19 protein-coding genes are annotated in these 22,634 nt (G+C 74.8%); 12 read left to right on the forward strand and 7 right to left on the reverse strand.

What is annotated here, in order from left to right:
• Nucleotides 1-46: 46 nt before the first annotated feature.
• A complete protein-coding gene (locus tag ACIQCJ_RS27405) occupies nt 47-1,426 on the reverse strand; it encodes an MFS transporter (RefSeq protein WP_402712842.1) in 1,380 nt (459 codons plus the stop codon).
• A gap of 440 nt (nt 1,427-1,866) precedes the next feature.
• On the opposite strand from ACIQCJ_RS27405, the gene ACIQCJ_RS27410 reads away from it, so the two are divergent.
• The 3 genes from ACIQCJ_RS27410 (at nt 1,867) to ACIQCJ_RS27420 (ending at nt 4,669) form a co-directional block, all read left to right on the forward strand.
• A complete protein-coding gene (locus ACIQCJ_RS27410; RefSeq protein ID WP_402712843.1) occupies nt 1,867-2,691 on the forward strand; it encodes a TetR/AcrR family transcriptional regulator in 825 nt (274 codons plus the stop codon).
• A 193-nt stretch (nt 2,692-2,884) separates the two neighbouring features.
• Nucleotides 2,885-3,811 (forward strand): cysteine/serine endopeptidase inhibitor, encoded by a 927-nt coding sequence (locus ACIQCJ_RS27415; protein WP_402712844.1) that lies wholly within the window; start codon nt 2,885-2,887, stop codon nt 3,809-3,811.
• A gap of 267 nt (nt 3,812-4,078) precedes the next feature.
• Nucleotides 4,079-4,669, forward strand: coding sequence for an exonuclease domain-containing protein (locus ACIQCJ_RS27420; protein ID WP_402712845.1), 591 nt, complete (start codon nt 4,079-4,081; stop codon nt 4,667-4,669).
• A gap of 24 nt (nt 4,670-4,693) precedes the next feature.
• On the opposite strand, the gene ACIQCJ_RS27425 is transcribed toward ACIQCJ_RS27420, so the two are convergent.
• Together ACIQCJ_RS27425 and ACIQCJ_RS27430 are read right to left on the reverse strand one after the other, a co-directional pair.
• Entirely contained in the window at nt 4,694-5,812 is a 1,119-nt protein-coding gene (locus ACIQCJ_RS27425) for a winged helix DNA-binding domain-containing protein (RefSeq protein ID WP_402712846.1), read from the reverse strand.
• 9 nt (nt 5,813-5,821) lie between these two features.
• Nucleotides 5,822-6,244, reverse strand: a complete 423-nt coding sequence (locus tag ACIQCJ_RS27430) for a VOC family protein (RefSeq protein WP_355339918.1) — start codon at nt 6,242-6,244, stop codon at nt 5,822-5,824.
• Nucleotides 6,245-6,364: 120 nt separating this feature from the next.
• On the opposite strand from ACIQCJ_RS27430, the gene ACIQCJ_RS27435 reads away from it, so the two are divergent.
• The 7 genes from ACIQCJ_RS27435 (at nt 6,365) to ACIQCJ_RS27465 (ending at nt 15,792) form a co-directional block, all read left to right on the forward strand.
• Nucleotides 6,365-7,348: a helix-turn-helix transcriptional regulator gene (locus ACIQCJ_RS27435; protein WP_402712847.1), complete on the forward strand. Its 984-nt coding sequence runs from the start codon at nt 6,365-6,367 to the stop codon at nt 7,346-7,348.
• A 295-nt stretch (nt 7,349-7,643) separates the two neighbouring features.
• Complete coding sequence (locus ACIQCJ_RS27440) at nt 7,644-8,264, forward strand: hypothetical protein (RefSeq protein WP_402712848.1); 621 nt, start codon at nt 7,644-7,646, stop codon at nt 8,262-8,264.
• Nucleotides 8,261-8,953 (forward strand): Fic family protein, encoded by a 693-nt coding sequence (locus ACIQCJ_RS27445; protein ID WP_401851600.1) that lies wholly within the window; start codon nt 8,261-8,263, stop codon nt 8,951-8,953. Before ACIQCJ_RS27440 ends, ACIQCJ_RS27445 begins: the two co-directional genes overlap by 4 nt.
• A gap of 318 nt (nt 8,954-9,271) precedes the next feature.
• Complete coding sequence (locus ACIQCJ_RS27450; RefSeq protein WP_402712849.1) at nt 9,272-13,375, forward strand: Pls/PosA family non-ribosomal peptide synthetase; 4,104 nt, start codon at nt 9,272-9,274, stop codon at nt 13,373-13,375.
• 133 nt (nt 13,376-13,508) lie between these two features.
• The gene (locus tag ACIQCJ_RS27455) at nt 13,509-14,864 is read left to right on the forward strand and encodes a M1 family metallopeptidase (RefSeq protein ID WP_355339903.1); all 1,356 of its coding nucleotides are present in this window, start codon (nt 13,509-13,511) and stop codon (nt 14,862-14,864) included.
• A 115-nt stretch (nt 14,865-14,979) separates the two neighbouring features.
• Nucleotides 14,980-15,342 (forward strand): hypothetical protein, encoded by a 363-nt coding sequence (locus tag ACIQCJ_RS27460; RefSeq protein WP_402712850.1) that lies wholly within the window; start codon nt 14,980-14,982, stop codon nt 15,340-15,342.
• Between the two features lie 21 nt (nt 15,343-15,363).
• Complete coding sequence (locus ACIQCJ_RS27465; RefSeq protein WP_402712851.1) at nt 15,364-15,792, forward strand: SCP2 sterol-binding domain-containing protein; 429 nt, start codon at nt 15,364-15,366, stop codon at nt 15,790-15,792.
• A gap of 73 nt (nt 15,793-15,865) precedes the next feature.
• Here the strand turns inward: ACIQCJ_RS27465 and ACIQCJ_RS27470 are convergent, their stop codons facing one another.
• Complete coding sequence (locus tag ACIQCJ_RS27470) at nt 15,866-16,573, reverse strand: response regulator (RefSeq protein ID WP_401305699.1); 708 nt, start codon at nt 16,571-16,573, stop codon at nt 15,866-15,868.
• Nucleotides 16,570-17,997, reverse strand: a complete 1,428-nt coding sequence (locus ACIQCJ_RS27475; RefSeq protein ID WP_402712852.1) for a sensor histidine kinase — start codon at nt 17,995-17,997, stop codon at nt 16,570-16,572. The genes ACIQCJ_RS27470 and ACIQCJ_RS27475 overlap by 4 nt, the downstream gene beginning before the upstream one ends.
• A gap of 154 nt (nt 17,998-18,151) precedes the next feature.
• Between ACIQCJ_RS27475 and ACIQCJ_RS27480 the strand changes: the two genes are divergently transcribed.
• Together ACIQCJ_RS27480 and ACIQCJ_RS27485 are read left to right on the forward strand one after the other, a co-directional pair.
• The gene (locus ACIQCJ_RS27480; RefSeq protein ID WP_402712853.1) at nt 18,152-19,093 is read left to right on the forward strand and encodes an ABC transporter ATP-binding protein; all 942 of its coding nucleotides are present in this window, start codon (nt 18,152-18,154) and stop codon (nt 19,091-19,093) included.
• Entirely contained in the window at nt 19,090-19,905 is an 816-nt protein-coding gene (locus tag ACIQCJ_RS27485) for an ABC transporter permease (protein WP_402712854.1), read from the forward strand. Before ACIQCJ_RS27480 ends, ACIQCJ_RS27485 begins: the two co-directional genes overlap by 4 nt.
• Before the next feature lie 1,094 nt (nt 19,906-20,999).
• Here the strand turns inward: ACIQCJ_RS27485 and ACIQCJ_RS27490 are convergent.
• A complete protein-coding gene (locus tag ACIQCJ_RS27490; protein WP_402712855.1) occupies nt 21,000-21,509 on the reverse strand; it encodes a GNAT family N-acetyltransferase in 510 nt (169 codons plus the stop codon).
• A 540-nt stretch (nt 21,510-22,049) separates the two neighbouring features.
• Nucleotides 22,050-22,568 (reverse strand): ATP-binding protein, encoded by a 519-nt coding sequence (locus tag ACIQCJ_RS27495; protein WP_402712856.1) that lies wholly within the window; start codon nt 22,566-22,568, stop codon nt 22,050-22,052.
• Nucleotides 22,569-22,634 lie beyond the last annotated feature (66 nt).

Raw genomic sequence — 22,634 nt, forward strand, 5'->3', positions numbered from 1 at the left:
GAAAGAGCCCGCCCCCGTCCGGCCGTACCGCCCCCTCAGTCCCCCGTCAGTCCCCGGTCGGCACCAAGTCCCGCTCCACGGACGGGGATTCACGCCCCGGCGCCCCGGTCCGCCGCAGCACCGTCAGGGCGACGGCCACGGCCGCGACCAGCAGCGCCGCGCCCAGCGTCAGGCCGAACCCGTACCCGTCGGAGAGCGCACCGAGCGTCGCGCGTCCGCCCGTGCGGTGCTGCGCGGCGGTGCCCAGGGCGGCGAGGCCGAGGGAGGCGCCGATCTGGCGGGAGCTGTTGAGCAGGCCGGAGGCGGTGCCGGTCTCGTGGGGCGCGACGCCCGCCGTGGCGGTGGAGACGACCGGGCCGAGGCAGAGGCCGAAGCCGACGCTGGCGACGATCGAGGGGCCGAGGATGTCGGCGGCGAAGGACCCGTCGGCGCTGATCATGCCGAACCAGCCGAGCCCGACGGCCGTCAGGATGCCGCCGGTGACGAGCAGGGTGCGCGGCGGGAAGCGGTAGCCCAACTTGATGGCGAGCACGGAGCCGCCGATCAGGCCGAAGGTGAAGGGCAGGAACATCGCGCCGGTCAGCGCGGGCCCCTTGCCGAGGATGTCCTGGAGGTAGAGGGAGACGAAGTAGAAGGACGGGGTCATGGCGGCGCCGACCAGGAGGTTGAACGCGTTCGCGCCGGAGACCGAGCGGTTGGCGAACAGGCCGAGCCGGATGAGGGGTTCGCGGGCCGTGGTCCGCTCGACGGAGAGGAAGGCGGCCAGCAGGACGACGGCGACGGCGAGCGTCGAGAGGGTGGCGCCCGAGGTCCAGCCGTGCCGGTCGGTGCGGACGACGCCGAAGACCAGGAGCGTCATGCCCGCGGTGGCGAGTACGGCGCCGAGCACGTCGGGGCGGCCGGCGCGCGCGTTCGGCGCGGTCGCGGTGACCCCGCGCCAGGCAAGTGCCAGCGCGCACGCGGCCATTGGCACGTTGACCAGCATGACCCAGCGCCAACTCGCGTACTGCGTGAGGACACCGCCGATCACGACGCCGAAGGCGCCGCCCGCCGCGTTGACCGCGCTCCAGATGCCGAACGCCCTGACGCGCGCCCGGCCTTCGGGGAACGTCCCGGTCAGCAGCGCCAGCGCGGCGGGGGCGAGGGCTGCGGCGCCGATGCCCTGAACCGTGCGGGCGGCGACGAGTTGGGAGGGGTTCTGGGCGAGGCCGCCGCCGAGGGAGGCCAGGCCGAACAGGGCGAGCCCGAGCAGCAGCACCCGCTTGCGGCCGTAGCGGTCGGCCGCCTTGCCGCCGAGCAGGAGCAGGCCACCGTACGTGAGGGCGTACGCGTGGATCACCCAGGTCAGGCCGACCGGGCCGAAGCCGAGGCCGGACGCGATCTGGGGCAGTCCGACGTTCACGACGGACACGTCGAGCGACACCATGAACTGGACGACGGCGACGACCGCGAGGGTCAGCCCCGGACGGAGGGCCGCCGGGGCCCCGCTCGGCGGGGCTGTCGGGGGCGCCGGGATGCCGGTGCCTCCACCGGGACCCCCGCCGGGACCCCGGCCCGGACCCCGGCCCGGACCCCCCGGTTCGATCGGGCTGCTGCTCGGACTCTTCCTCAGCCTCTTCCGCATCGCGGACTCCCCGTTCTCGGCGCCGTCGCGCGCCGCCGCTCTCTGCCGTCCCGACTTTAGGAACGTGTTCCGAAAGTAGCACCGGATGTACCGGATGGGAATCGGGAGGGGGGCGGGGGTACGCGGGGCGGGCACGGCGGCCGTACGCGGCCGGGGCGCGCTTCACGGGGACGGACGGACCCTCGCGCAGGTCACGGCATACGTCATACGGCCCGCGCGCGGCGGCGCGGCATGATGGGCCCATGCCCCGACCGCCCACACAGCCCGCGTCGCCCCAGCCGTCCGAGCAGCCCGCGCCGCCCGAGCAGCCCGCGCCGTCAAAGCCGTCCAAGCCGTCAAAGCAGCCCGAGCAGCCCGCGCCGTCCAAGCGCGCAAGCGCCGCCCCCGCGCCGAACGGCCGCACCGGCCGCCCGCCCGTGACCTCCCGCGCGGAGATCCTCACGGCGACCCGTCGGCTCATCGACCGCGACGGCTGGGAGAAGCTGACGATCCGGCGGCTGGCCGCCGAGCTGGGCATCGGGCCGACGACGCTCTACCACCACATCCGGGACAAGGAAGACCTGCTCGTCCAGTTGCTCGAACACCACATCAGCCAGCTCGAACGCCCCGAACTCCCCGCCGATCCGCGCGACCGCGTCATCGCGTCCGCCACCGCGCTGCACGACGCGCTCGCCGCGTGGCCGTGGGCGGCGGAGGTGCTGACCACGGATGGTTTCGTCGGGCTGCTCGACGAATCGGCGCTGTGGATGGTCGAGGGCATCGTGTCCGGGGCGGACGAACACGGCTGTACGCAGGAGCAGTCCGTGCACGTCTTCCGCAGCATCTGGTACTACACGGTCGGCGAGATCCTGGTGCGCGCGCACTCCGTACGGTGGCCGAGCGGCGGTGAACCGCCCGTGTTCCGCGAGACGTTCGACGCGGAGAAGGTGCCGCACCTGGCGGCCGTCAGCGGCCGGTGGCACGAACTGGCCCTGCGGGACACGTATCGCGACGGGCTGCGGACGTTCGTGGACGGCTTGCTCGCGGCGGGCGCGCCGGGGGCTCGGGGGCCGGGCGGGGGCGCGTGACCCGTGCCCGGTGGGAGGGCATGACAACGACGTCCTGAACCGTTCGGTGTGCCGCCGCCTCGCCACCGTACGGCGGCTTGTTCGCGTACCGTCAGCCAAGTACGCCAAGTACGCCCCGTACGCCAAGTACGCACCGTGCTCAACGCCTTGCTCAGGCTCCCCCCACTCTGAACAGACGTAGAGGAGAGGTACATTGCGCGCTCCGCGAGGTGTCAGGCGAGGTATCAGGCGAAGCGTCAGGCGACGGATCGGCCGACGGGTCACGCGCCGCGTCACGCCCTGGCTCGGCGCCCTGGCGGGTGCCTCGGCGCTCGTGCTGCTCGCCGGCGGACCGGCCGTGGCCGCCGTGCCGGTCGGGCAGCCGATGAGCGGGTCGATGACGTACTACAACGACGTCGGGTACGGCGCGTGCGGGACGCGGATCGACGCGTCCACGCAGTATCTGGTCGCGGTGTCGTACCAGTGGTGGACCTCGGCCAACCCCAACAACGACCCTCTGTGCGGCGGGATTTCGGTCCAGGTCACGTACAACGGCAAGACGCTCACGGTGCCGGTGGCCGACAAGTGCCCGACGTGCGACGCGACGCACATCGACCTGAGCCAGCCCGCCTTCGCGGAGTTCGCGCCGCTCGGGACGGGTGTCGTCACCGGCATCACCTGGCAGTTCGTCTCCTCGAACGGCACTCCCCCGCCGCTCGCCGCGCCCACCGGCCTGCACGCGACCGCCACCACCGACACCTCGGTCGCCCTGTCCTGGACCGGCGTCTCCGGCGCGGCCTCGTACACCGTCTACCGCGGCGGCGCCCAGGTCGGCACCACCGGCGGCACGTCCTTCACCGACACCGGCCTCACCGCGGGCACCGCCTACACCTACACGGTCGCCGCCGCCACCGCCTCCGGCACCGTCAGCCCCGCCTCGGCCCCGCTGTCCGCCACCACCACCGGAGGCGGCAGCGGCACCCCCGCCTGCCCCGCCCCCTGGAGCCCGTCCACCTCCTACGTCCCCGGCAACGCCGTCTCCTACAACGGCCACAAATTCACGGCGACTTACTACTCCACCAACGCCGTCCCCACCGACCCCTCCTCCTGGGCCGTCTGGACCGACAACGGCCCCTGCTGACCGCCCAGTTGCCCGCCCCCTACGCCGGACGTCCGGCCAACCCCACTAGATCCGCCGCCCGAAGCACCCTCCCGGGAACGTCCGCCTTGGGGTCAGTCCTGGATCAGGCCCCCGGTCAGGACCGGGGGCACGTGGCCTGTTGGGGGCGGAGGCGACCGCTGGTGACGCGGACGCGGTAGAAGACGCCGACGCGTCCCCGTACCTCCCGGCCGAAGGCTGGTCGGGAAATGGTTCGGCGTCCGGCGGCTGGCTTCCTATGCTCGACGGATGAATTGGGGCGGGGAGTTGCTGAATGTCGTGGATGTCGAGGCGACGTGCTGGGACGGGCAGCCGCCGCCGGGGGCGGTGAGCGAGATCATCGAGATCGGGCTGACCGTGGTGGACCTGGCGGCCGGGGAGCGGGTGGGGCGGCACCGGTGGGTGGTGCGGCCGGTGCGGTCGCGGGTGAGCGCGTTCTGCACGGAGTTGACGGGGCTGACGCAGGCGGAGGCGGACCGCGGGGTGTCGTTCGCCGACGCCTGCGGGGAGTTGGCGCGGGAGCACCTGGCGGGGGCGCGGGTGTGGGCGAGTTGGGGGGACTACGACCGGCACCAGTTCACGCGGCAGTGCCGGGCGACGCAGGTCACGTACCCCTTCGGCAGGTCGCATGTGAACGCGAAGGCGGTGTTCACGCAAGGGTACGGGCTGCGCAAGCGGCCGGGGATGGCGGAGGCGCTGCGCGTGGCCGGGCTGCCGCTCGAAGGGCGGCACCACCGGGGCGAGGACGACGCCTGGAACATCGCCGCCCTCGTCCTCGACCTCGCGCGCGCCGACGCGTGGCCGACGCGCGAGGAGACGTACGGGCCCCAACAGCCGTAGACCAAGCGCGCGTTCAAGCCGCGCCTACGCGGTGCGGACCAGGTCGCTCTCCCCGTCCGTGAGGAAGGCCGCCAGGGCCCGGCCCTCGTCCATGACCGCGTCGCGCTCCGCCCGCCGCAACGGCCGGAGCGGGGTGACGGCGACGCCCCGCGCCTCCGCCGTCCACGTGGCGGCGACGCGGCCGTCGACCAGGACGACGCGCTGACCGGCGACGGACAGGCCGCGGTGGGCGTCGTCCACGATCCTGGTCCGGTCGGCGTAGCCGAGAAGGGCGTTGTCGAAGGCGGGCAGGAAGCGTACGGGCGTGGGGGTGCCGGGGTCGGGGCGCGGGGCGTCGGGGAGGTCGAGCAGTTCACGGCCCTGGGTGTCGCGGAAGGCGACGAGTTCGGGGCGTACGGCGGCGACCGCGGCGGGGAGCCCCGCGAGGCCGGACCAGGCGCGCAGGTCGGCGGTGGCGGCGGGCCCGTACGCGGCGAGGTAGCGGCGTACGAGCGCCTGTCCGACGAGGTCCTCCGCCGCGTCGTCGGCGGGCGGCGGGTCGATGTCGCGGCCGAGCCAGGACGAGAGCAGGACGTTGCGGACGCCCGCCTTCGTACGCCACAGGCCGCGCGGGGGCCGCTGCGCCATGGGGAGCAGGGCGGCGACGACGAGTTCGCCGAGGACGCGCCGGGGCGGGCCCGGCCAGCGGTCCGCGAGCGCCGCGACGATCTCGGCCATCGTCCGGGCCTCGCCGTCGGCCACGACGGCGCGGGCCGCCGCCGCCAGCGCGGCCAGGTCGATCCCGGCCAACTCGTCGCGGTACGTGCCCAGGACGCGCTGCCGCAGCATCGGATCGTGGCGGGCCCGCCAGGCGAGCGCGTCCTCGGCGGTGACGAGATGGACGGTACGGCGCATCAGATGGGTGCGCACCACCTCGCGCCCGGTCAACAGGCCGTCCAGCGCGGCGGGTTGGAAGCCGCGCAGCCGTGACCAGAGCCCGGTGAACGGCTCCTGCGGTTCCTGCGCCTGGACGCCGCCGAGGTGCGCGACGGCGTCCAGGACCGGCAGGTCCGAGCGCTCCAGCAGGAGTTGGCGGGCCAGGGTCGCCCGGTTCAGGGCGCGGCTGTCGAGCGGCGGCGTCACGTACGGCGTCACGTGCGGCATGACGCGGCGTCAGCCGCCGTACGGGGCAGTGACGTCCAGGACCCACACGACCCCGAAGCGGTCGGTGAGCATGCCGTACAGCGGCGCCCACTGCGCGGGCGCGAGCGGCTGCGCGACGGTCGAGCCGTCCGCCAGCTTCTCCCAGAGCGCGGTGATCTCCTCGGCGCTGTCGCCGCGCACCGAGACGAAGAAGGCGTTACGGCCCTGGTCCCAGGGCAGGTGCGACGGGACGTCGTACGCCATGACGTGGAAGCCGTCGTCGGACACGACCTCGCCCCACATGATCCAGTCGGCCTCGCTCTCGGCCTGTACGGCGCCGGCGTCCTTGTACGTGACGGCGGTGAGGCGCCCGCCGAAGACGGACGCGTAGAAGTCGAGCGCCGCGCGGGCCTCGCCCCGGAAATTCAGGTGGGTGGCGGTCGTGACGGACATGGGTGGCTCCTTGCGCTGTCGGGTTCGAACCTTCGTGACCTGCGTGTTTCCCGGTCTGTGACCCACCCTCGCACCCGTACAGGACAGTTTCTGTCCTGTACTCGGGAGAGAATCGGACGTATGCAGAAAACGTCGGCCCGGCTGCTCTCCCTCCTGTCCCTGCTCCAGACCCGCAGGGACTGGCCGGGCGGCGAGCTGGCGGAACGCCTGGACGTCAGCGCCCGTACGGTCCGCCGGGACGTGGACCGGCTGCGCGAGCTGGGCTATCCCATCGCGGCCTCCAAGGGCCCCGACGGCGGGTACCGGCTCGACTCCGGGGCGCGGCTGCCGCCGCTGCTCTTCGACGACGACCAGGCCGTGGCCCTGGCCATCGCCCTGCGGATGGCCACGGGGGCAGGCGCGGGCATCGAGGAGGCAGCCGCCCGCGCGCTGGCGACCGTACGGCAGGTGATGCCGGCGCGGCTGCGGCACCGGATCGACGCCCTGGAGGTGACGGCCGTCCCGCCGCCCGGCGCCGCGACCGCCGACAGCGACGTCCTGACCGCGCTGGGCGCCGCCGTCCACGCCCGCGAGGTGCTGCGCTTCGACTACGCGGGCCCGCCGGAGCCCGAGGCCGGGGCCCCTGCCGCTCCCCGCCGCGTCGAGCCCCACCACCTCGTCGCGCGCGGCGGGCGCTGGTACCTCCTGGCCTGGGACCTCGACCGCGCCGACTGGCGCACCTTCCGCGCCGACCGGATTCGGCCCCGCACCCCCACGGGACCCCGCTTCACCCCCCGCGACCTGCCCGGCGGCGATGTGGCCGCCTTCGTCACCGCCCGTTTCCGCGGCGCCGAGGCCCCCGCGCGGGGCGCGGCCGACTGGCCCTGCCGCGGTGTCGTCGTGCTCGACCTGCCCGCCTCCGCCGTCGCCCCCTACGCCCGCGACGGCCTCGTCGAACCCCTCACCGCCGACCGCTGCCGCCTCACCCTCGGCTCCTGGTCCTGGCCCGCGCTCGCCGCCGCCCTCGCCCAGTTCGACACCGCCGTCGAGGTCATCGGGCCGCCCGCGCTCAAGGACGCCTTCGCGACCCTCGCCCGGCGCTTCGCCGCCACCGCCGGTCAGTAGGCCCCCGGCGGCCGGAAAACCGGAGGCGGACACGGGCGCGGGCCGCGACACTGGACGGCTGTCCGCATCCCCGCCCGCACCCGCACCCCCGGAGCCCGCCACGTCAGCCGAGCAACCCCCCACGCCCGCCGAGCAACCCGCCACGCCCGCCGAGCAACCCGCCACACCGGCCGAGCAGCCCGCGCCACCGCCCCCGTACCGCGTCCCCACCTGGCCAGAACTCGACCCGGAGCGCCACCCGTTCGCCTGGGACGACGCCGAGAAGGCGCGAGTCGAGGCGCTGGTCAGGGAGTTGGTGCCGCAGGTGCGGTCCGGCATGGCGGGCAAGTGGGCACGAGAGCGCCGCTGCGTGCCGCGGATCACCGCGCTCTTCGTCGAGCGGTACGGATCCTGGGCGCGGGAGTGGAACTGGAGCGTCGGCGAGGGCGACAACGACGGCGGTGTGGTCGGCAGTTGGTGCTGCGGGGCGCACTCGGTGACGACACCGGACGCGACCGCGGCCAAGGCCGTCGCCGCGCTGACCGAGTGGCGGGACTGGCTGGAGGAACTGGCTGAGCGCTTCCGGGAGTTGGCCCCGGCACCGGACGCCTCTCCCGAGCAGCGCAGTTGGCACCTGGAACGCGCGGCGGTCCGGCTGGTCACGCGCGTCGTGGACCGTACGCAGGCGGAGAGCGGCTGGTACGGAACGTGCCGACTGGTGCTGGGGTGGTACCTCACCTCCTGCGGAATGGGTGACGCCGAGGCCACGGCCGTGGTCGACAGCGCCATCGGCGGACGCTTCACGAGCTGGGTCGCCCCGCGGTCCACGCTCGTCGACTCGGTCGGCGAGGATCTGGCCGTCGCCCTGACCGGCCGCCTCCCCTACCGCGACCACCGCGAGTACAGCCACCTCGAAGAGCGGCACGACGGCGGATGACATCCACCGCGCCGCAGCCGCGCGGGGACTCGGCCGTTCCCGCGAGCGCGTACGGGACCGGCCCCGACGCGCTGGCGGCCTGGTGCCGCGTACGGCGGCGGGTCGACTGGACGGCCACCGGTGCCGACGACGTGACGGCAGGCCGGATCACCCCGGCCGTCGACGGCTTCGCCGCCTGGTGCGCGGGTCCCGTCCGGCGCCGCGACCCCGTCCGCGCCCGCCGCCTGCTGGCCGCGTACGAGGCGGCCCGCGCCGACGCCGTACGCGAAGTGCCCCTGACGTTCGGCCTGTTGGCCGGGTGGCAGCGGACCGTGCTCGGTGCGGACGAGGCGGCGTTCAGGACCGGGGACGCGTACGCGAAGGGCGGCCGGGAACGGTACGGGCTGAACTCGCGCACCCCGGCGGACTTCGCGGAGTGCCTGGCCCAAAGCGCGGACGCCGCCGTGCCGTTGGCCGCGCGCGCCGCCCGGACGTATCTGGACGTGGCCTTCTTCCACCCCTTCGCCGACGGCAACGCCCGTTCCGCGCTGCTGGCGTTGACGTATGTGCTCGCCCGCGAAGGCGTCGTCCTGCGCGAGGTGGGTCCGCTCACGATCGCGCGTTACGCGGACGACGCGGCGGGAGCCGCCGATCTCGCCGTGCTCGTCACGGTCCTCGCGCGACCGTCGGCGAGCCGGAGAACGGTCTGACCCCAGTCGTACATCTCCCGTACACCGCACGTTCGCCGCGATGACATCGCGCGGCCATCTCTTCGCGGCTCCTCGTGTGTGTTGCGGCACGTTCGGCCGCGCCGGCCGGGCGTCGGCGGGCGGGGCGGAAGGGACGGTCGCCGCGCAGGTCAGAGGGGGCGCGAGAGGGGGCGGAAACGCGTTCGAAACGCGGGTGGGCGCGGGGTCGCTCGGGAGGCGGCGCGGAAGGGCCGCCCGTAAGATTGGTCGGCTTGTCTTGCTTTGTACGCCTGAGCAGGGTGCCGGGCCCCCGGACGGGGGACGAGGGACGAGGAGCGCATGGATCTGAGCGTGGAGAGCGACCCGCTGCGGGATGTGGACCTGCTGCTGGGAGTGCTGGACGCGGCCGAACGGCCGAGCGTTCCGCACGCCCACTTCGCGGGAGGCACGGCCGCCGGGGCGCGGACGCTGCTGGACGTGCTCGACGCGACCGTCCTCGCGCACCCGCAGGAGCCCGCGCTGGACGACGGGCGCACCGCGCTGACGTACCGCGCGCTGGCCGCCGAGGTCGACACGCTGCGGCGCGGGCTCGCGGCGGCCGGGATCGGGCCGGGCGACCGGGTCGGCGTGCGGGTGCCCTCGGGCAGCAACGACCTGTACATCAGCATCCTGGCCGTGCTCGCGGCGGGCGCCGCCTACGTCCCGGTGGACGCCGAGGACCCGGACGAGCGGGCCGAGCTGGTCTTCGGCGAGGCGCGGGTGGCCGCCGTACTGGGCGCGGACCGCGCCCTCACCCTGACCAGCACCCGTCACGCGCCGACCGGCACCCCTCACGCCACCGCCCGGACCGGCACCCCTCACGTCCCCGCCCGCACCGGCCCTCCTCACGCCACCACCCTGACCGGCACCCGTCACGCCACCACCCTGACCGGCACCCGTCACGCGCCGAACGACACGCCCGCGTCGAAAGCCCCGCGCCGCCCCTCCCCCGACGACGACGCCTGGATCATCTTCACCTCGGGCTCGACCGGCCGCCCCAAGGGCGTCGCGGTCACGCACCGCAACGCGGCGGCGTTCGTGGACGCCGAGGCCGCGCTGTTCCTCCAGGACGAGCCGATCGGTCCCGGCGACCGCGTGATGGCGAGCCTGTCGGTGGCCTTCGACGCCTCGTGCGAGGAGATGTGGCTGGCCTGGCGCAACGGCGCCTGCCTGGTCCCGGTCCCCCGCTCGCAGGTGCGCGGCGGCAGCGACCTCGGGCCGTGGCTGGCCGAGCAGGAGATCACGGTGGTCTCGACGGTGCCGACGCTGGCCGCGCTGTGGCCCGCCGAGGCGCTGAACGAGGTGCGGCTGCTGATCTTCGGCGGCGAGGCGTGCCCGCCGGAGCTGGTCGAGCGGCTGGTCACCGAGGGGCGCGAGGTCTGGAACACCTACGGCCCGACCGAGGCCACCGTCGTCGCCTGCGCGGCGCTGCTGACCGGCGAGGGCCCGGTACGGATCGGGCTGCCGCTGGACGGCTGGGAGCTGGCCGTGGTGGACGAGGCGGGCGAGCCGGTGCCGATGGGCGGCAGCGGCCAGCTCATCATCGGCGGCGTCGGCCTGGCCCGGTATCTCGACGCCGAGAAGGACGCGGAGAAGTACGCGCCGCTGGAGTCGATGGGCTGGGCGCGCGCGTACCGCAGCGGCGACCTCGTACGCGCCGAGCCCGAGGGGCTGCTGTTCCTGGGCCGCGCCGACGAGCAGGTCAAGCTCGGCGGGCGCCGGATCGAGCTGGGCGAGGTGGACGCGGCACTCCAGGCGCTGCCGGGCGTGGCGGGGGCAGCCGCCGCCGTACGCACGACCAGGCGCGGCAATCAGCTGCTGGTCGGTTACGTGGTGGCGGGCGAGGGCTGGGACCGGGCCGCGGCCGTCGCGGAGCTGTCCACGAAGCTGCCCGCCGCCCTCGTACCGCTGCTGGCGACCGTCCCCGGCCTGCCGACCCGCACCTCGGGGAAGGTGGACAGGGCCGCGCTGCCCTGGCCGCTGCCGGAGTCGGCGGGCCCCGCGCCCGGCGAGGAGGCCGCCGAGCCGCTGCGCGGCACCGAGGCGTGGGTCGCCGAGCAGTGGACCGAAGTCCTCGGTGTGCCGGTGGTCGAGGCGCGCGACGACTTCTTCGCGATCGGCGGCGGCAGTCTGGCCGCGGCCCAGCTCACGACGCTGCTGCGGACCCGCTTCCCGTCGGTGGCCGTCGTCGACATCTACCAGGCGCCGACCGTGCGCAAGCTGGCCAGGATGCTGGACCGTTCCGTACGGGACGACCGCCCGGCCCGCGAGATCGCGCCGGTGCCCGGCCGCGCCAAGGCCGTCCAACTGCTCGCGCTGCTGCCGCTGTTCGCGCTGACCGGGCTGCGCTGGACGACCGGGCTGCTGGCGCTGGGCAACACCCTGGCCTGGACCGGCCACTACCCGTGGGCGCCCACCGCGTCCTGGTGGCTGGTCGCCGCCGGGGCCGTCCTGCTCTTCAGCCCGCCCGGCCGCCTCGCGCTGGCCGCGGCCGGGGCCCGGCTGCTGCTGCGCGGGCTGACCCCCGGCAGCTATCCGCGCGGCGGCGGCGTCCACCTGCGGCTGTGGGCGGCCGAGCGGCTGGCCGAGGCGACCGGCGCGACCTCGCTGTCCGGGGCCTGGCTGATCCGGTACGGCCGGGCGCTCGGCGCGCGGATCGGCCCGGACGTGGACCTGCACTCGCTGCCGCCGGTCACCGGCATGCTCAAGCTCGGCCGGGGCTGCGCGGTCGAGGCCGAGGTCGACCTCGCCGGGTACTGGCTGGACGGCGACCGGCTCGAGGTCGGCCCGGTGAAGGTCGGCTCCGGCGCCGTCGTCGGCACCCGCAGCACACTCCTGCCGGGCGCCAGGATCGGCAAGCGCGCGCAGATCACGGCCGGGTCCAGCGTCACCGGGCAGGTGCCGACCGGGCAGAGCTGGGCGGGCGCGCCCGCCGTCAAGGTCGGCAAGGCCGAGCGGCGCTGGCCCAAGCAGCGGCCCGCGCGCCGGGCCCGCTGGGCGGCGGCGTACGGCGCGAGCGGCGTCGGCGTGACGCTGCTGCCGCTGATCGCCGGGCTCGCGGCGCTGGCCGTCGCGGCCTGCCTGGTGCCCGCCCACAGCGGTCTCGGCGCCGCCGCGCGGGGCGCGCTCATCGCGCTCGTCCCCGCCACCCTCGCCTTCGCGCTGGTGTACGCGGCGCTGCTGATCGCCGCCGTCCGGCTGCTGAGCCTGGGCCTGCGGCCCGGCTGGCACCCGCTGCACAGCCGCGTCGGCTGGCAGTCCTGGACGGTCATCCAGCTCATGGACGCCGCCCGCGACAAGCTCTTCCCGCTGTACGCGGGCCTGATCACGCCCGTGTGGCTGCGGGCGCTCGGCATGAAGGTCGGCAGCGGCGCCGAGGTCTCCACGGTGCTGGCGATGCCGAGCCTCACCACCGTCGGCGACGGCGCGTTCCTCGCCGACGACGTCCTCGTCGCCCCGTACCAGCTCGGCGGCGGCTGGCTGCGGATCGGCGCGGCCGAGATCGGCGAGCGCGCGTTCCTCGGCAATTCGGGGATGACGGCGCCGGGGCGCGCCGTCCCGGACCGCGGCCTGGTCGGGGTGCTGTCGGCGACGCCGAAGAAGGCCAAGGAGGGCCGCTCGTACCTGGGCATGCCGCCGGTACGGCTGCCGCGCACGGCCGACGACGCCGACCAGAGCCTGACGTACGCGCCGCCGGTACGGCTGGTGTGGGCGCGCGGGCTGGTCGAGGTCTGCCGCCTGGTGCCGGTGCTGGCCTCCGCCGCGCTGGCCGTACTCGTCCTGGCCGTGCTGGCCCGGCTGGCCCGCGACGCGGGCGTCCTGGCGGTCGCACTGCTGTCGGGGCCGGTGCTGCTGGCCGCGGGCGGCGCCGCCGCGCTGGTGTCGATCGCCGCGAAGTGGCTGCTCGTGGGCCGCTTCCGGGCGGTCGAGCGCCCGCTGTGGAGCGGTTTCGTGTGGCGCAACGAGCTGGCCGACACCTTCGTGGAGGTGCTGGCCGTGCCGTGGCTGGTCGGCGCGGTGCCCGGCACCGCCGTGATGAGCCTGTGGCTGCGCGGCCTCGGCGCGCACATCGGCCGGGGCGTGTGGTGCGAGAGCTACTGGCTGCCCGAGGCCGACCTCGTCACCCTGGAGGACGGCGTCAGCGTCAACCGCGGCTGCGTCCTTCAGACCCACCTCTTCCACGACCGGATCATGCGCATGGATACGGTGGTGCTCCGCACGGGCGCGACCCTCGGTCCCGGTGGCATCGTGCTGCCCGGCAGCGAGATCGGCGCCCGCAGCACCCTGGGGCCCGCGTCCCTGGTGATGCGCGCCGAGTCCATCCCCGCGGACAGCCGCTGGCTGGGGAATCCGGCCGAGGTGTGGTTCGAGGAGGAGCCGCCCGCGCGGCGGGGCGAGGCGTGAGAGGTCGTCCGCGGCCGGGCGGGGGCGGACGCGGTCCGTCGGGCGGCGCGCCACGTGCCGGCGCGCCGGCACGTGTGCCCGGCCCGTCCGGGGGAACGACCAGGCCGTACGGGGGTGCGGCCCGGTGGGAACGATGAGCGAGGAACCGTTGAGCCAGAAGCGAGCAGCCGGGCCGGGGGCGGCGGACCCGTACTTCCCCGCGCACGGCGACAGCCGTTACGGCGTCCACCGGTACGAACTGGCCCTGGACTACCGGCCCGCGTCCAACCGGCTGCGCGGCACGGCGCGGCTCAGCGCGGTCGCGGGCGGCGCGCCGCTGCGTGAATTCGCCCTGGACCTGGCCGACTTCAGGCTCCAGCGGGTCGTGGTCGACGGGCGGCCCGCGCACTACACGCACCGGGCGGGACGGCTGCGCGTACGGCCCGCGAAGCCGGTCGAGGCGGGCGCGGCCTTCACCGTCGAGGTGGCCTACACCGGCAACCCGCAGCCCATCAACAGCCAGTGGGGCGGCCTGGGCTGGGAGGAGCTGACCGACGGCGCGCTGGTGGCGAGCCAGCCGGTCGGCGCGCCGTCCTGGTACCCGTGCAACGACCGGCCCGCGGACAAGGCGTCGTACCAGATCGCGGTCACCGCGCCGTCCGCGTACACCGTGGTCGTCGGCGGGCGGCTGCTGTCCAGGACCACCAAGGCCAGCAGCACCACGTGGGTCTACGAGCAGGCGGCGCCCACGTCCAGCTATCTGGTGACGGTGTCGATCGGCCGCTACGAGACGGTCCAGCTCACCGGCGGCGCCTCGCTGTTCGCACCGCGCCGCCCGGTACCGCAGACCGGTTACGTACCGGCGGGGCTGCGCGGTGAATTCGCCGTCGACTTCGAGCGGCAGACCCGCATGATGGACTTCTTCGAGGACGTCTTCGGTCCGTATCCGTTCGGCGAGTACGCGGTGGTCGTCGCCGACGAGGAGCTGGACGTGCCGGTGGAGGCGCAGGGCATGGCCACCTTCGGCACCAACCACCTGGGGGGCAGGCGGCATTGGGAACGGCTGGTCGCCCACGAGCTGGCCCACCAGTGGTTCGGCAACAGCCTGTCCATCGGCGACTGGCGGCACATCTGGCTCAATGAGGGCTTCGCCAAATACGCCGAGTGGCTGTGGTCGGAGCACACCGGCGGCCCGCTCGCCGCCGCGCACGCCGCCACCGCCCACGACCGCCTCTCCCGGCTCCCGCAGGATCTGCGCCTGGGCGACCCGGGACGCCGTCTGATGTTCGACGACCGCCTCTACCAGCGCGGCGGCCTCACCGTCCACGCCCTGCGACTGGCCCTCGGCGAGGGCGCGTTCTTCCGGATGCTCAAGGCGTGGACGACCATAAACCGCCACTCGACGGTGGTCACGGCCGACCTCGCCGCGCACGCGGCGCGCTACAGCGCCGACTCGCTCGACCCGCTCTTCACGGCCTGGGTCCACCGCACGCCGCTGCCCCGGCTCTAGGGCGTGTCCGCCCGGGGGCCGGGCGCGGGCGGGGAACAGGGAGCCGCGGTCGTGGGCCGCGTCGCGCGACGCGCACCCTGGACAGAAGCGGCGGGCTCGGTCACTCTTCTGCACCATGACGGTACCCAGCCCCCTGGTCAGCGCGGACTCGCCGCTGTCCGTGGCCGTCCCGGCCGTCGCCGAGCGGATCGCGGCGCTGCTGCGGTCGCCCTCGGACATGGCCGTGCCGATTCCCGGCGCGCGGTGGACGGTTGGGGAGGCGGCGGCGCATCTGATGCTGGCCAACGCCCTGATGGCGGACCTCGCCGCCGGGCGCGAGCGGTCGTACGGCGACGGGACGCCGGGCGGCCTGGCCGCTGCCAACACCGCGTCCCTGGAAGCCTTTACCGAGCGCGACCCGGCGATCCTGGCGGCCGGGATCGTCCGGCACGCGCGGGCGTTCACGGACACGGCGCCGTCCAGGGAGCCGGACGCCTAACTGGCCACCCCGATGGGCCCCATGGACCTCGGCCACCTCGGCGCGTATCTGCTCGCCCACATGCTCGGACACGGCTACGACATCGCCGTGGCCCTCCGCCGCCCCCACATGGTCAGCCCCCAACGGGCCCTGCTCACCGTCCCGTTCCTCATGACGGCCATGCCCCGCGTCGTCGAACCCCGCACCGCCGCCGGGCACACCGCCTGCTACGACCTCCGCCTGCGCGGCGGCCCCCGCTTCACGGCCACCTTCACCGACGGGGCCCTCGCCGTGACCGACGCCCCGCCGCGCCGCCCCGACTGCACGATCGTCACCGAGCCCGTCACCTTCCTCCTCATCGCCCTCGGCCGCCGCACCGCCACGAGCGCGCTCGCGCGCGGCGCGATCCTGGCCTGGGGCCGCAGGCCCTGGCTCGCGCCGCGCTTCCCGACGCTGTTCACGGCGCCCTGAGCCGGGGGCGCTGAGCCGGGGCCTTGAACCGGGGTCTTTGAGCCGGGGTGCCGACTCCGTGCTCAGGCAGCGCTCAGGCCGTGCCGACGAGGCCCGACTCGTACGCGATGATGACCAACTGGACCCGGTCGCGGGCGTCCAGCTTCGTGAGCAGGCGGGAGATGTACGTCTTGACGGTCGCGCCGCTGATGAAGAGCTCGGCGGCGATCTCGGCGTTGGCGCGGCCGAGGCCCACGAGGGTGAGGATCTGGCGCTCGCGGTCGGTGACGGCGGCCAGCCGCGCGGGAGCGTGTGCGTCCACCGGCCCCGCGGGCGGCGGCTGTTGGGCGAAGTGCGCGATCAGGCGGCGCGTGACGGCCGGGGCGATGAGGCCGTCGCCCGCCGCCACGACGCGGATCGCGGCCAGGATGTCGTCCAGCGCCATGTCCTTGACCAGGAACCCGGACGCGCCCGCCCGCAACGCCCCGTAGACGTGGTCGTCCTGGTCGAAGGTCGTCAGCACGAGGACGCGCGGGACCGCGGTCGCGTACACCGGGTCCTCGGTGATCCGGCGCGTCGCCTCGATGCCGTCCATGCCGGGCATGCGGATGTCCATGACGACGACGTCCGGCCGCAGTTCGGCGCTCAGCCGTACGGCGTCCGCGCCCGTACCCGCCTCGCCGACCACCGCGAGGTCCGGCGCGTCGGTGATGATCATGTCGAGGGAGGCGCGGACGAGGGGCTGGTCGTCGACGAGGAGGACGCGCACGGGGACCGCAGGTCCGGCGGCGTCGACGGTCATCGGACGGGCTCCGCGACCGGCATACACGTGAACGTCCCCGCGTCGGGAGCTGGTTGGGCCTCCTGGGGCGGAACCGGCAGCCGGGCCATCACACGGAAGCCGCCGTCCGGGCGCGGCTGCGCCGAGAAGTCGCCGTGCAGCAGTCCGACGCGCTCGCGCATGCCGACGATGCCGTAGCCGCCGCGGGCCGGGGCCCGTACGCCGTGCGTCGTCGTACGCGCCGGGTGCGGCTCCGGGTCCGCGCCCGGGTTGCTGACCTCGACGGCCAGCTCCGCCGCGCGGAAGTCGATGGTCACCGCGCAGGACCGCGCGCCCGCGTGCCGTACGACGTTCGTCACCGCCTCCTGGACGATGCGGTACGCCGACAGCTCGATCTCCGGCGGGAGTTGGCGCCGTACGCCGGACCAGGTCACGTCCACGCGCACGCCCGCGGCGGTCGTGGTCTCGGCGAGCCGGGGCACGTCGGCGATTCCCGGCGCGGGGGCGGGCCGTACGGCCTCGCGCGTACCGTCTCCGCCCGCGTGTGCGCCGCCCGCGTGCGCGCCGCGCCCGGTCGCGCCCGTCCCGGCAGAGCCGTTCCCCTGCGCGCCGTTCGCGTCCGCGCCGTTCCCGTCCGCGCCGTTCCCGTCCGCGCCGTTCCCGTCCGCCTCGCGCAGGGCGCCGAGCATGCGGCGCAGCCCGGTCAGCGTCTCCCGCCCCGCCGTCTCGATCTCGCCGAGCGCGGCGCGGGCGCGGTCCGGCTGGGTGTCGAAGACCTGCCGCGCCGCACCGGCCTGGAGCGCGACGATCCCGATGGTGTGCGCGACCATGTCGTGCAACTCCCGTGCGATCCGCAGGCGTTCGGACGTGATCGCCCGTTCCGTCGCCTCCGCGCGCAACGCCTCCGCGTGCGCGTGGCGCTGCCACACCGCGTTGCCGACCAGCCACACGATCGCCGTCGTGAGCGCGGCCGTCAGCGTCGTCGTCGCGTCGGTCTCGTAGCCGAGCAGCGCGCGACCGCCCGAGTAGCCGACCAGCGTGGCCAGCGCCAGCACGCCCGCCGTCGCCGACGTGCGCAGCGGCTGCGTCGCCGCCAGATAGCAGACCGCCACGTCCACCGCGAGGAACTGCAACAGCGGGATGTCCCCCACCGCCATGGCCAACACCGAGCAGACGGTCCCGGTGAGCAGCAGGCACAGGGCGGGGAGCGGGCGGCGCTCGCGGCGCGCGGCGGCCAGGACGAGGACGGCCGCGAGGGCTTCGTCCAACTGGTTTCCGAGGCTCAGGTCGAGCACGCTGAGGCCGCGGGTCTGCGTCTGCTCGAAGACGGTGTACGCGGTGACCGCGAACCAGATCAGCGCCATCCACGTACCCGGCCGTACGCGGGAGAGGCGTTTGAGCGGTGAGTGGGTGAAGTCCATGCTCAGCTCCCTGCCCAGGTCCATGCTCCGAGCGTAACGACCGTCCCCCACCTGGGCATTCACCCGGGGACGTAAGCCCGTGGGCGTACGGCGGGGCGGACCGTTCCGCGACCGGCGGACAGGGGGACGTCCTCCGGCGGCCGATGACCCGCGCCGCTCCGGACGGCAGCGTGGTCCCGTGATCGAAGTCAGCCATCTCACCAAGCGCTACGGCCGGACCACCGCCGTCAGCGACCTGTCCTTCACCGTCCGCCCCGGCCACGTCACCGGCTTCCTCGGCCCCAACGGCTCGGGCAAGAGCACCACTTTGCGGATGCTCGTCGGCCTGCACGCCCCCACTGGCGGCACCGCGACGATCAACGGCCACGACTTCCGTACCCGCCGCCGGGGCCTGCGCCACGTCGGCGCGCTGCTCGACGCGGGCGACGCGCACGGCGGGCGCACCGCGTACGACCATCTCCGCTTCCTGGCCCGCAGCAACGCCGTTCCGCGCGGCCGGATCGACACCGTCCTGCGCGAGGTCGGTCTCGGCGACGCCGCCGGCCGGCGCATCGGCGGTTTCTCGCTCGGCATGCGGCAACGGCTTGGCATCGCGGGCGCGTTGCTCGGCGATCCGCCGGTGCTGCTCTTCGACGAGCCGCTGAACGGGCTCGACCCCGAGGGCGTGCTCTTCGTCCGGGCGCTGTTCAGACGGCTGGCCGCCGAGGGCCGCACCGTCTTCGTCAGCAGCCACCTCATGACGGAGATGGAGCACACCGCCGACCGGCTCGTCGTCCTCGGCCGGGGTCGACTCCTCGCCGACGAGAGCGTTTCCGCCTTCGCCGCGCGCGGCGCGCGGCAGCGCGGGCAGGTCGTCGAGGTCCGCGCCGACGACCCGGCGGGGCTGGTGACCGCGCTCACGCGAGCGGGCGCCCGGGTGACGCAGGCGCCGGACGGCCTGCTCACGGTGACGGCTGCCGAAGGCTCCGGGATGGACGCCGTGAGGATCGCGGGGATCGCCGTGGAGCGCGGCATCCTCGTCCACCAACTGACGACGCGGAACGGCTCGTTGGAGCAGGCGTTCATGGAACTGACAGGTACGAGCGTGGAGTACGCGGCGGAGTCGGGAGAGCGGTCATGAGTACGGAATCCGGCCTTCTCGAACCCGCGCCCCGCTTCTGGGACTTGCTGGCGGCGGAGTGGATCAAACTGTGGTCGCTGCGGTCCATCCCGTGGTTCGTGCTGCTCAGCGCCCTGGCCGCGGTCGGCGTGAACGCCAACGCCGCGCGCGCCGCCCGCGCGCACTGGCACTCAGGGCCGCCCCCGTTCACCGCGCACGGCGCCCTGCAAGAGGCGTTCAGCCGTCCCGCCGCCGCCTGGGTCCTGCTGGCCATGGGCGCGGTGGGCGCCATCGCGATCCTCAGCGAACAGACCACCGGCCTGCTCCGTACGACATTCTGCGCCGTACCCGCCCGCCGGGAGGTCATGACCGCCAAGGTCCTGGTCGTCACGGCGGTCGCCGCCGTCTTCGGCGTCCTCACCGTCGCCGCCTCCGTCTGGTGCGACGCGGCCATTTTGTACGGCCGTTACACCGGCGTCCCCCTCACCGACGCCGTCGCCCTCCGCATCACCGCCGCCTCCGCCGTCCTCGCCCCGCTCGGCGCCCTCATCGGCCTCGGCCTCGGCGCCGTCATCCGCCACAGCGTCGCCACCATGGTCACGCTGTTCCTTCTCGCCTTCATCCTCCCCGTCTCCATCACCGACCGCACCCACCTCAGCGCCACCCTCACCCACGCGCTCCCCTTCAACGCCTGGTACCGCCTCACCCTCCCCATCGCCATCCTCCACGCCCCCTACCCCTCCACCATCCCCGGCGCCTGGCTCACCTTCGCCGCCTGGGCCGCCGCCCCCGCCCTCCTCGTCCTCCTGACGGTCCCCCGCCGCGACCAATAACGCCGCCCCGGCGGGGGCTGCGCTTCGCCTTGACCTCGCCGTCGGGGGGCGGGCCCGGACGGGGGGGGCGCGCCGGGGCGGCGGGGGGCCGGGAGGCGGGCGCGGCCGGGGCGGAGGGGTCCGGGACGGCGGGCGCGCCGGGGGCTGCGGTGGGCCGGGACGGCGGGCGCGCCGGGGGCTGCGGGGCGAGGTCGGCGACGGTGGGCCGTCGCGGCGGCGTCCGGGGGCATCCCCGCGTGCGGGGGGCAGGAGCTTCGCGTTGGTGACGGCCACCTGGACGGGGGCATCCCCGCGTGCGCGGGGCAGTACGCTGCCGCGATCCTGCGGGTCAGGGCGCCGGGCTCATCTCCGCGTGCGCGGGAGGGCAGGAGGTCGCCGCGCTTCTGGCCAGCACGGGGTGGGGGTCATCCCCGCGTGCGCGGGGGGGCAGGGGCCTACTGCCCCACCGTTTCCCGGCCGCCAGGGGTCATCCCCGCGTGCGCGGGGGGGCAGGGTCTGGTGGGGCCGGAGACGTGGCGCCGCCTGGGGTCATCCCCCCGCGCGCGGGGGCAGCACCAGACTGTCTACGACGTGCGGTCACAGAAGGGGCCATCCCCGCGTGCGGGGGGGCAGGTAGATGCTCAGCGCCAGCGAGCCGTCCTGCCGGGGTCATCCCCACGTGCGCGGGCGAGGGGAGCGCTTGTACCGGGCGCGGTCGCCGAACTGGACGGGGTCATCCCCGCGTGGGCGGGGGGCGGTACGGGCCGGACCGGTGGCCGTGGCGGAAGTCGGGGTCATCTCCGCGTGCGCGGGGGGCGTGGGGGTTTGTTGGCGGGTGGGGGCGGAATTCATCAGGTGGCGGGGATCGGGCGAATGCGGCGAACCCGGCGCGCGTGGAGACGGTCCGCGTACAGCGTAGAGCTGAGGCGAGTGACCCGCCCCTACGGCGTGGGCGGGGAGCTGCTGAGGTCGTCACGAGGTTCGTGGAGCGGCCGGGGGCCCGGGGCGACGCGCGCCTCGGCAGCCGCCGTCCCGGCTGACGCGGGGTGACGACGCGCCGTGCCATCGCCGCGCGATACGCGATGGCGCGGCCGTCAGCGGGTGACGGCGACCGCTCACAAGGCGCGCCGCATGCAGACCAGTTGCTCCCGCTCGTCCCACGAGTCGGTGACGGTGAAGCCGAGCCGTTCGTACAGCGCGATGGCCCCGGTCCGCCACTTCCACACCGAGAGCCGGACCGTATCCGCGCCGTTCTCCGCCGCCTGCGCGAACGCCGCGCCGAGCAGGGCGGACGCGACGCCCCGGCCACGGAACTCGGCTTCGGTCCAGAGCCTCTTGACCTCGGAGTGCCCGTGGTCCGGACGCGTCACCACCACGCAGCCCACGGCGGCGTCCCCCGCGAGCGCCACCAGCACGACATCGTCGGCGAACGCGCTCCGAGGGTCGGTGATCTCCGCCCGGTACCGATCCGGCAGCCCGTCCACCCCCGCGACCGGCTCCCCCTTCTCGGCCTCGGTCCGCAGGTGGTAGGCCGCCAGCAGCCCGGCCAGCCCGTCCAGCCCGTCCCCGGCCGAAGGTGCCAGGTCCGGCCACCGGACGACGGCGACCTCAGGTTGATCACTCATGCCGCCAGCATCACACGGGGCGCCCTTTCGTCCGCGCCCACCCCGTATCGCACGTCAGCGGCCTCGACGCACGCAGTCGAGCCTCCGACGTGCCCCGCTCCCCTCCGCGACCGCAGCTCCCGCCGTACGCCCCGCACCGCCCGGTCGGAGAAACGGGAGGCCCTACGCCCCCTCCAGCGTCGGTGAGTCCCGACGAGCGGTCATCCCCGCAGGCGCGGGGACCACCCCTGGGTAACGGTGTGGTGGACGACCACGCCGGGATCATCCCCGCGCGGGCGGGGAGCGGAAGATCGCCGCATCAAAGCCGAAGCGGCCGATGGGGTCATCCCCGCGTGTGCGGGGAGCGGCAGGACGCGCCCCGGCCGCTGGCCCGCGTGCGGGGGTCATCCCCGCGTACGCGGGGAACTGGCTTGCTGACGTGCGGAGTTGCCGGGCGCAGAGCCCGGGTTGAGCCAGGTGCAAAGGGCCAGGCAGAGGCGGCGAACCGCGTCGCGAGGAGGCCGCCCGCGTACAGGGTAGGGCCGAGGATGCGGCGAGGACTCAGCGGGCGGGACCCGGCACCGCAGAGTCGCCCCACGGCGCAGGCGCAGGCGCAGACGCGGGGGCCGGGACGAGGGCCCAGACGACCTTGCCGGGGGCGCCCGCGCGCGGGGCGACACCCCAGCGGCCGTGGGTGACGGCGTCCACGAGGAGGAGCCCGCGCCCGCGTTCGGCGGCAAGATCAGGGGTGGGGGCGTCGAGGAGGACGGGTAAGGAACCGCCGGCGGCGTCGTGGACTTCGAGGAGCAGGCCGTCGGCGAGCCGATGGGCGCTGACGCCAAACTGCTTGCCGGGAACGTGCCCGTGGCGCTGTGCGTTGGCGGCGAGTTCGGCGAGGACGAGGCAGGCGGCCTCGGCCACGTCGCGTTCGGCCCGCCACGCGGCAAGGGTTCGCATCAGCGAGTGACGGGCGCGCCGTACTCCCAACGCCGTTGGGGGCCACAGCTCTTGTGGATCGGTGTACGGCTGCGGGGGCGGCGGCGCGCCACCGCCCTTCGCCTCTACGGCAACTCCCGACATAGCGCCTTACCGTCTCTCCGTGCGTGATCGAATTCTCACTTTCCGTACACAAGCGTGAGGCGGGAG

Origin of the sequence: Streptomyces sp. NPDC093221 (genome assembly GCF_044753885.1) — a bacterium.
Taxonomy (GTDB): domain Bacteria; phylum Actinomycetota; class Actinomycetes; order Streptomycetales; family Streptomycetaceae; genus Actinacidiphila.

Excerpts from the sequence above, each read along its gene's own strand:
- ACIQCJ_RS27405 (WP_402712842.1), bottom strand. The coding sequence starts at position 1,426 with ATGGTGTCGCTCGACGTGTCCGTCGTGAACGTCGGACTGCCCCAGATC.
- ACIQCJ_RS27410 (WP_402712843.1), top strand. The coding sequence starts at position 1,867 with ATGCCCCGACCGCCCACACAGCCCGCGTCGCCCCAGCCGTCCGAGCAG.
- ACIQCJ_RS27420 (WP_402712845.1), top strand. The coding sequence starts at position 4,079 with ATGAATTGGGGCGGGGAGTTGCTGAATGTCGTGGATGTCGAGGCGACG.
- ACIQCJ_RS27425 (WP_402712846.1), bottom strand. The coding sequence starts at position 5,812 with ATGCCGCACGTGACGCCGTACGTGACGCCGCCGCTCGACAGCCGCGCC.
- ACIQCJ_RS27430 (WP_355339918.1), bottom strand. The coding sequence starts at position 6,244 with ATGTCCGTCACGACCGCCACCCACCTGAATTTCCGGGGCGAGGCCCGC.
- ACIQCJ_RS27435 (WP_402712847.1), top strand. The coding sequence starts at position 6,365 with ATGCAGAAAACGTCGGCCCGGCTGCTCTCCCTCCTGTCCCTGCTCCAG.
- ACIQCJ_RS27445 (WP_401851600.1), top strand. The coding sequence starts at position 8,261 with ATGACATCCACCGCGCCGCAGCCGCGCGGGGACTCGGCCGTTCCCGCG.
- ACIQCJ_RS27450 (WP_402712849.1), top strand. The coding sequence starts at position 9,272 with ATGGATCTGAGCGTGGAGAGCGACCCGCTGCGGGATGTGGACCTGCTG.
- ACIQCJ_RS27455 (WP_355339903.1), top strand. The coding sequence starts at position 13,509 with ATGAGCGAGGAACCGTTGAGCCAGAAGCGAGCAGCCGGGCCGGGGGCG.
- ACIQCJ_RS27460 (WP_402712850.1), top strand. The coding sequence starts at position 14,980 with ATGACGGTACCCAGCCCCCTGGTCAGCGCGGACTCGCCGCTGTCCGTG.
- ACIQCJ_RS27465 (WP_402712851.1), top strand. The coding sequence starts at position 15,364 with ATGGACCTCGGCCACCTCGGCGCGTATCTGCTCGCCCACATGCTCGGA.
- ACIQCJ_RS27470 (WP_401305699.1), bottom strand. The coding sequence starts at position 16,573 with ATGACCGTCGACGCCGCCGGACCTGCGGTCCCCGTGCGCGTCCTCCTC.
- ACIQCJ_RS27475 (WP_402712852.1), bottom strand. The coding sequence starts at position 17,997 with ATGGACCTGGGCAGGGAGCTGAGCATGGACTTCACCCACTCACCGCTC.
- ACIQCJ_RS27485 (WP_402712854.1), top strand. The coding sequence starts at position 19,090 with ATGAGTACGGAATCCGGCCTTCTCGAACCCGCGCCCCGCTTCTGGGAC.
- ACIQCJ_RS27490 (WP_402712855.1), bottom strand. The coding sequence starts at position 21,509 with ATGAGTGATCAACCTGAGGTCGCCGTCGTCCGGTGGCCGGACCTGGCA.
- ACIQCJ_RS27495 (WP_402712856.1), bottom strand. The coding sequence starts at position 22,568 with ATGTCGGGAGTTGCCGTAGAGGCGAAGGGCGGTGGCGCGCCGCCGCCC.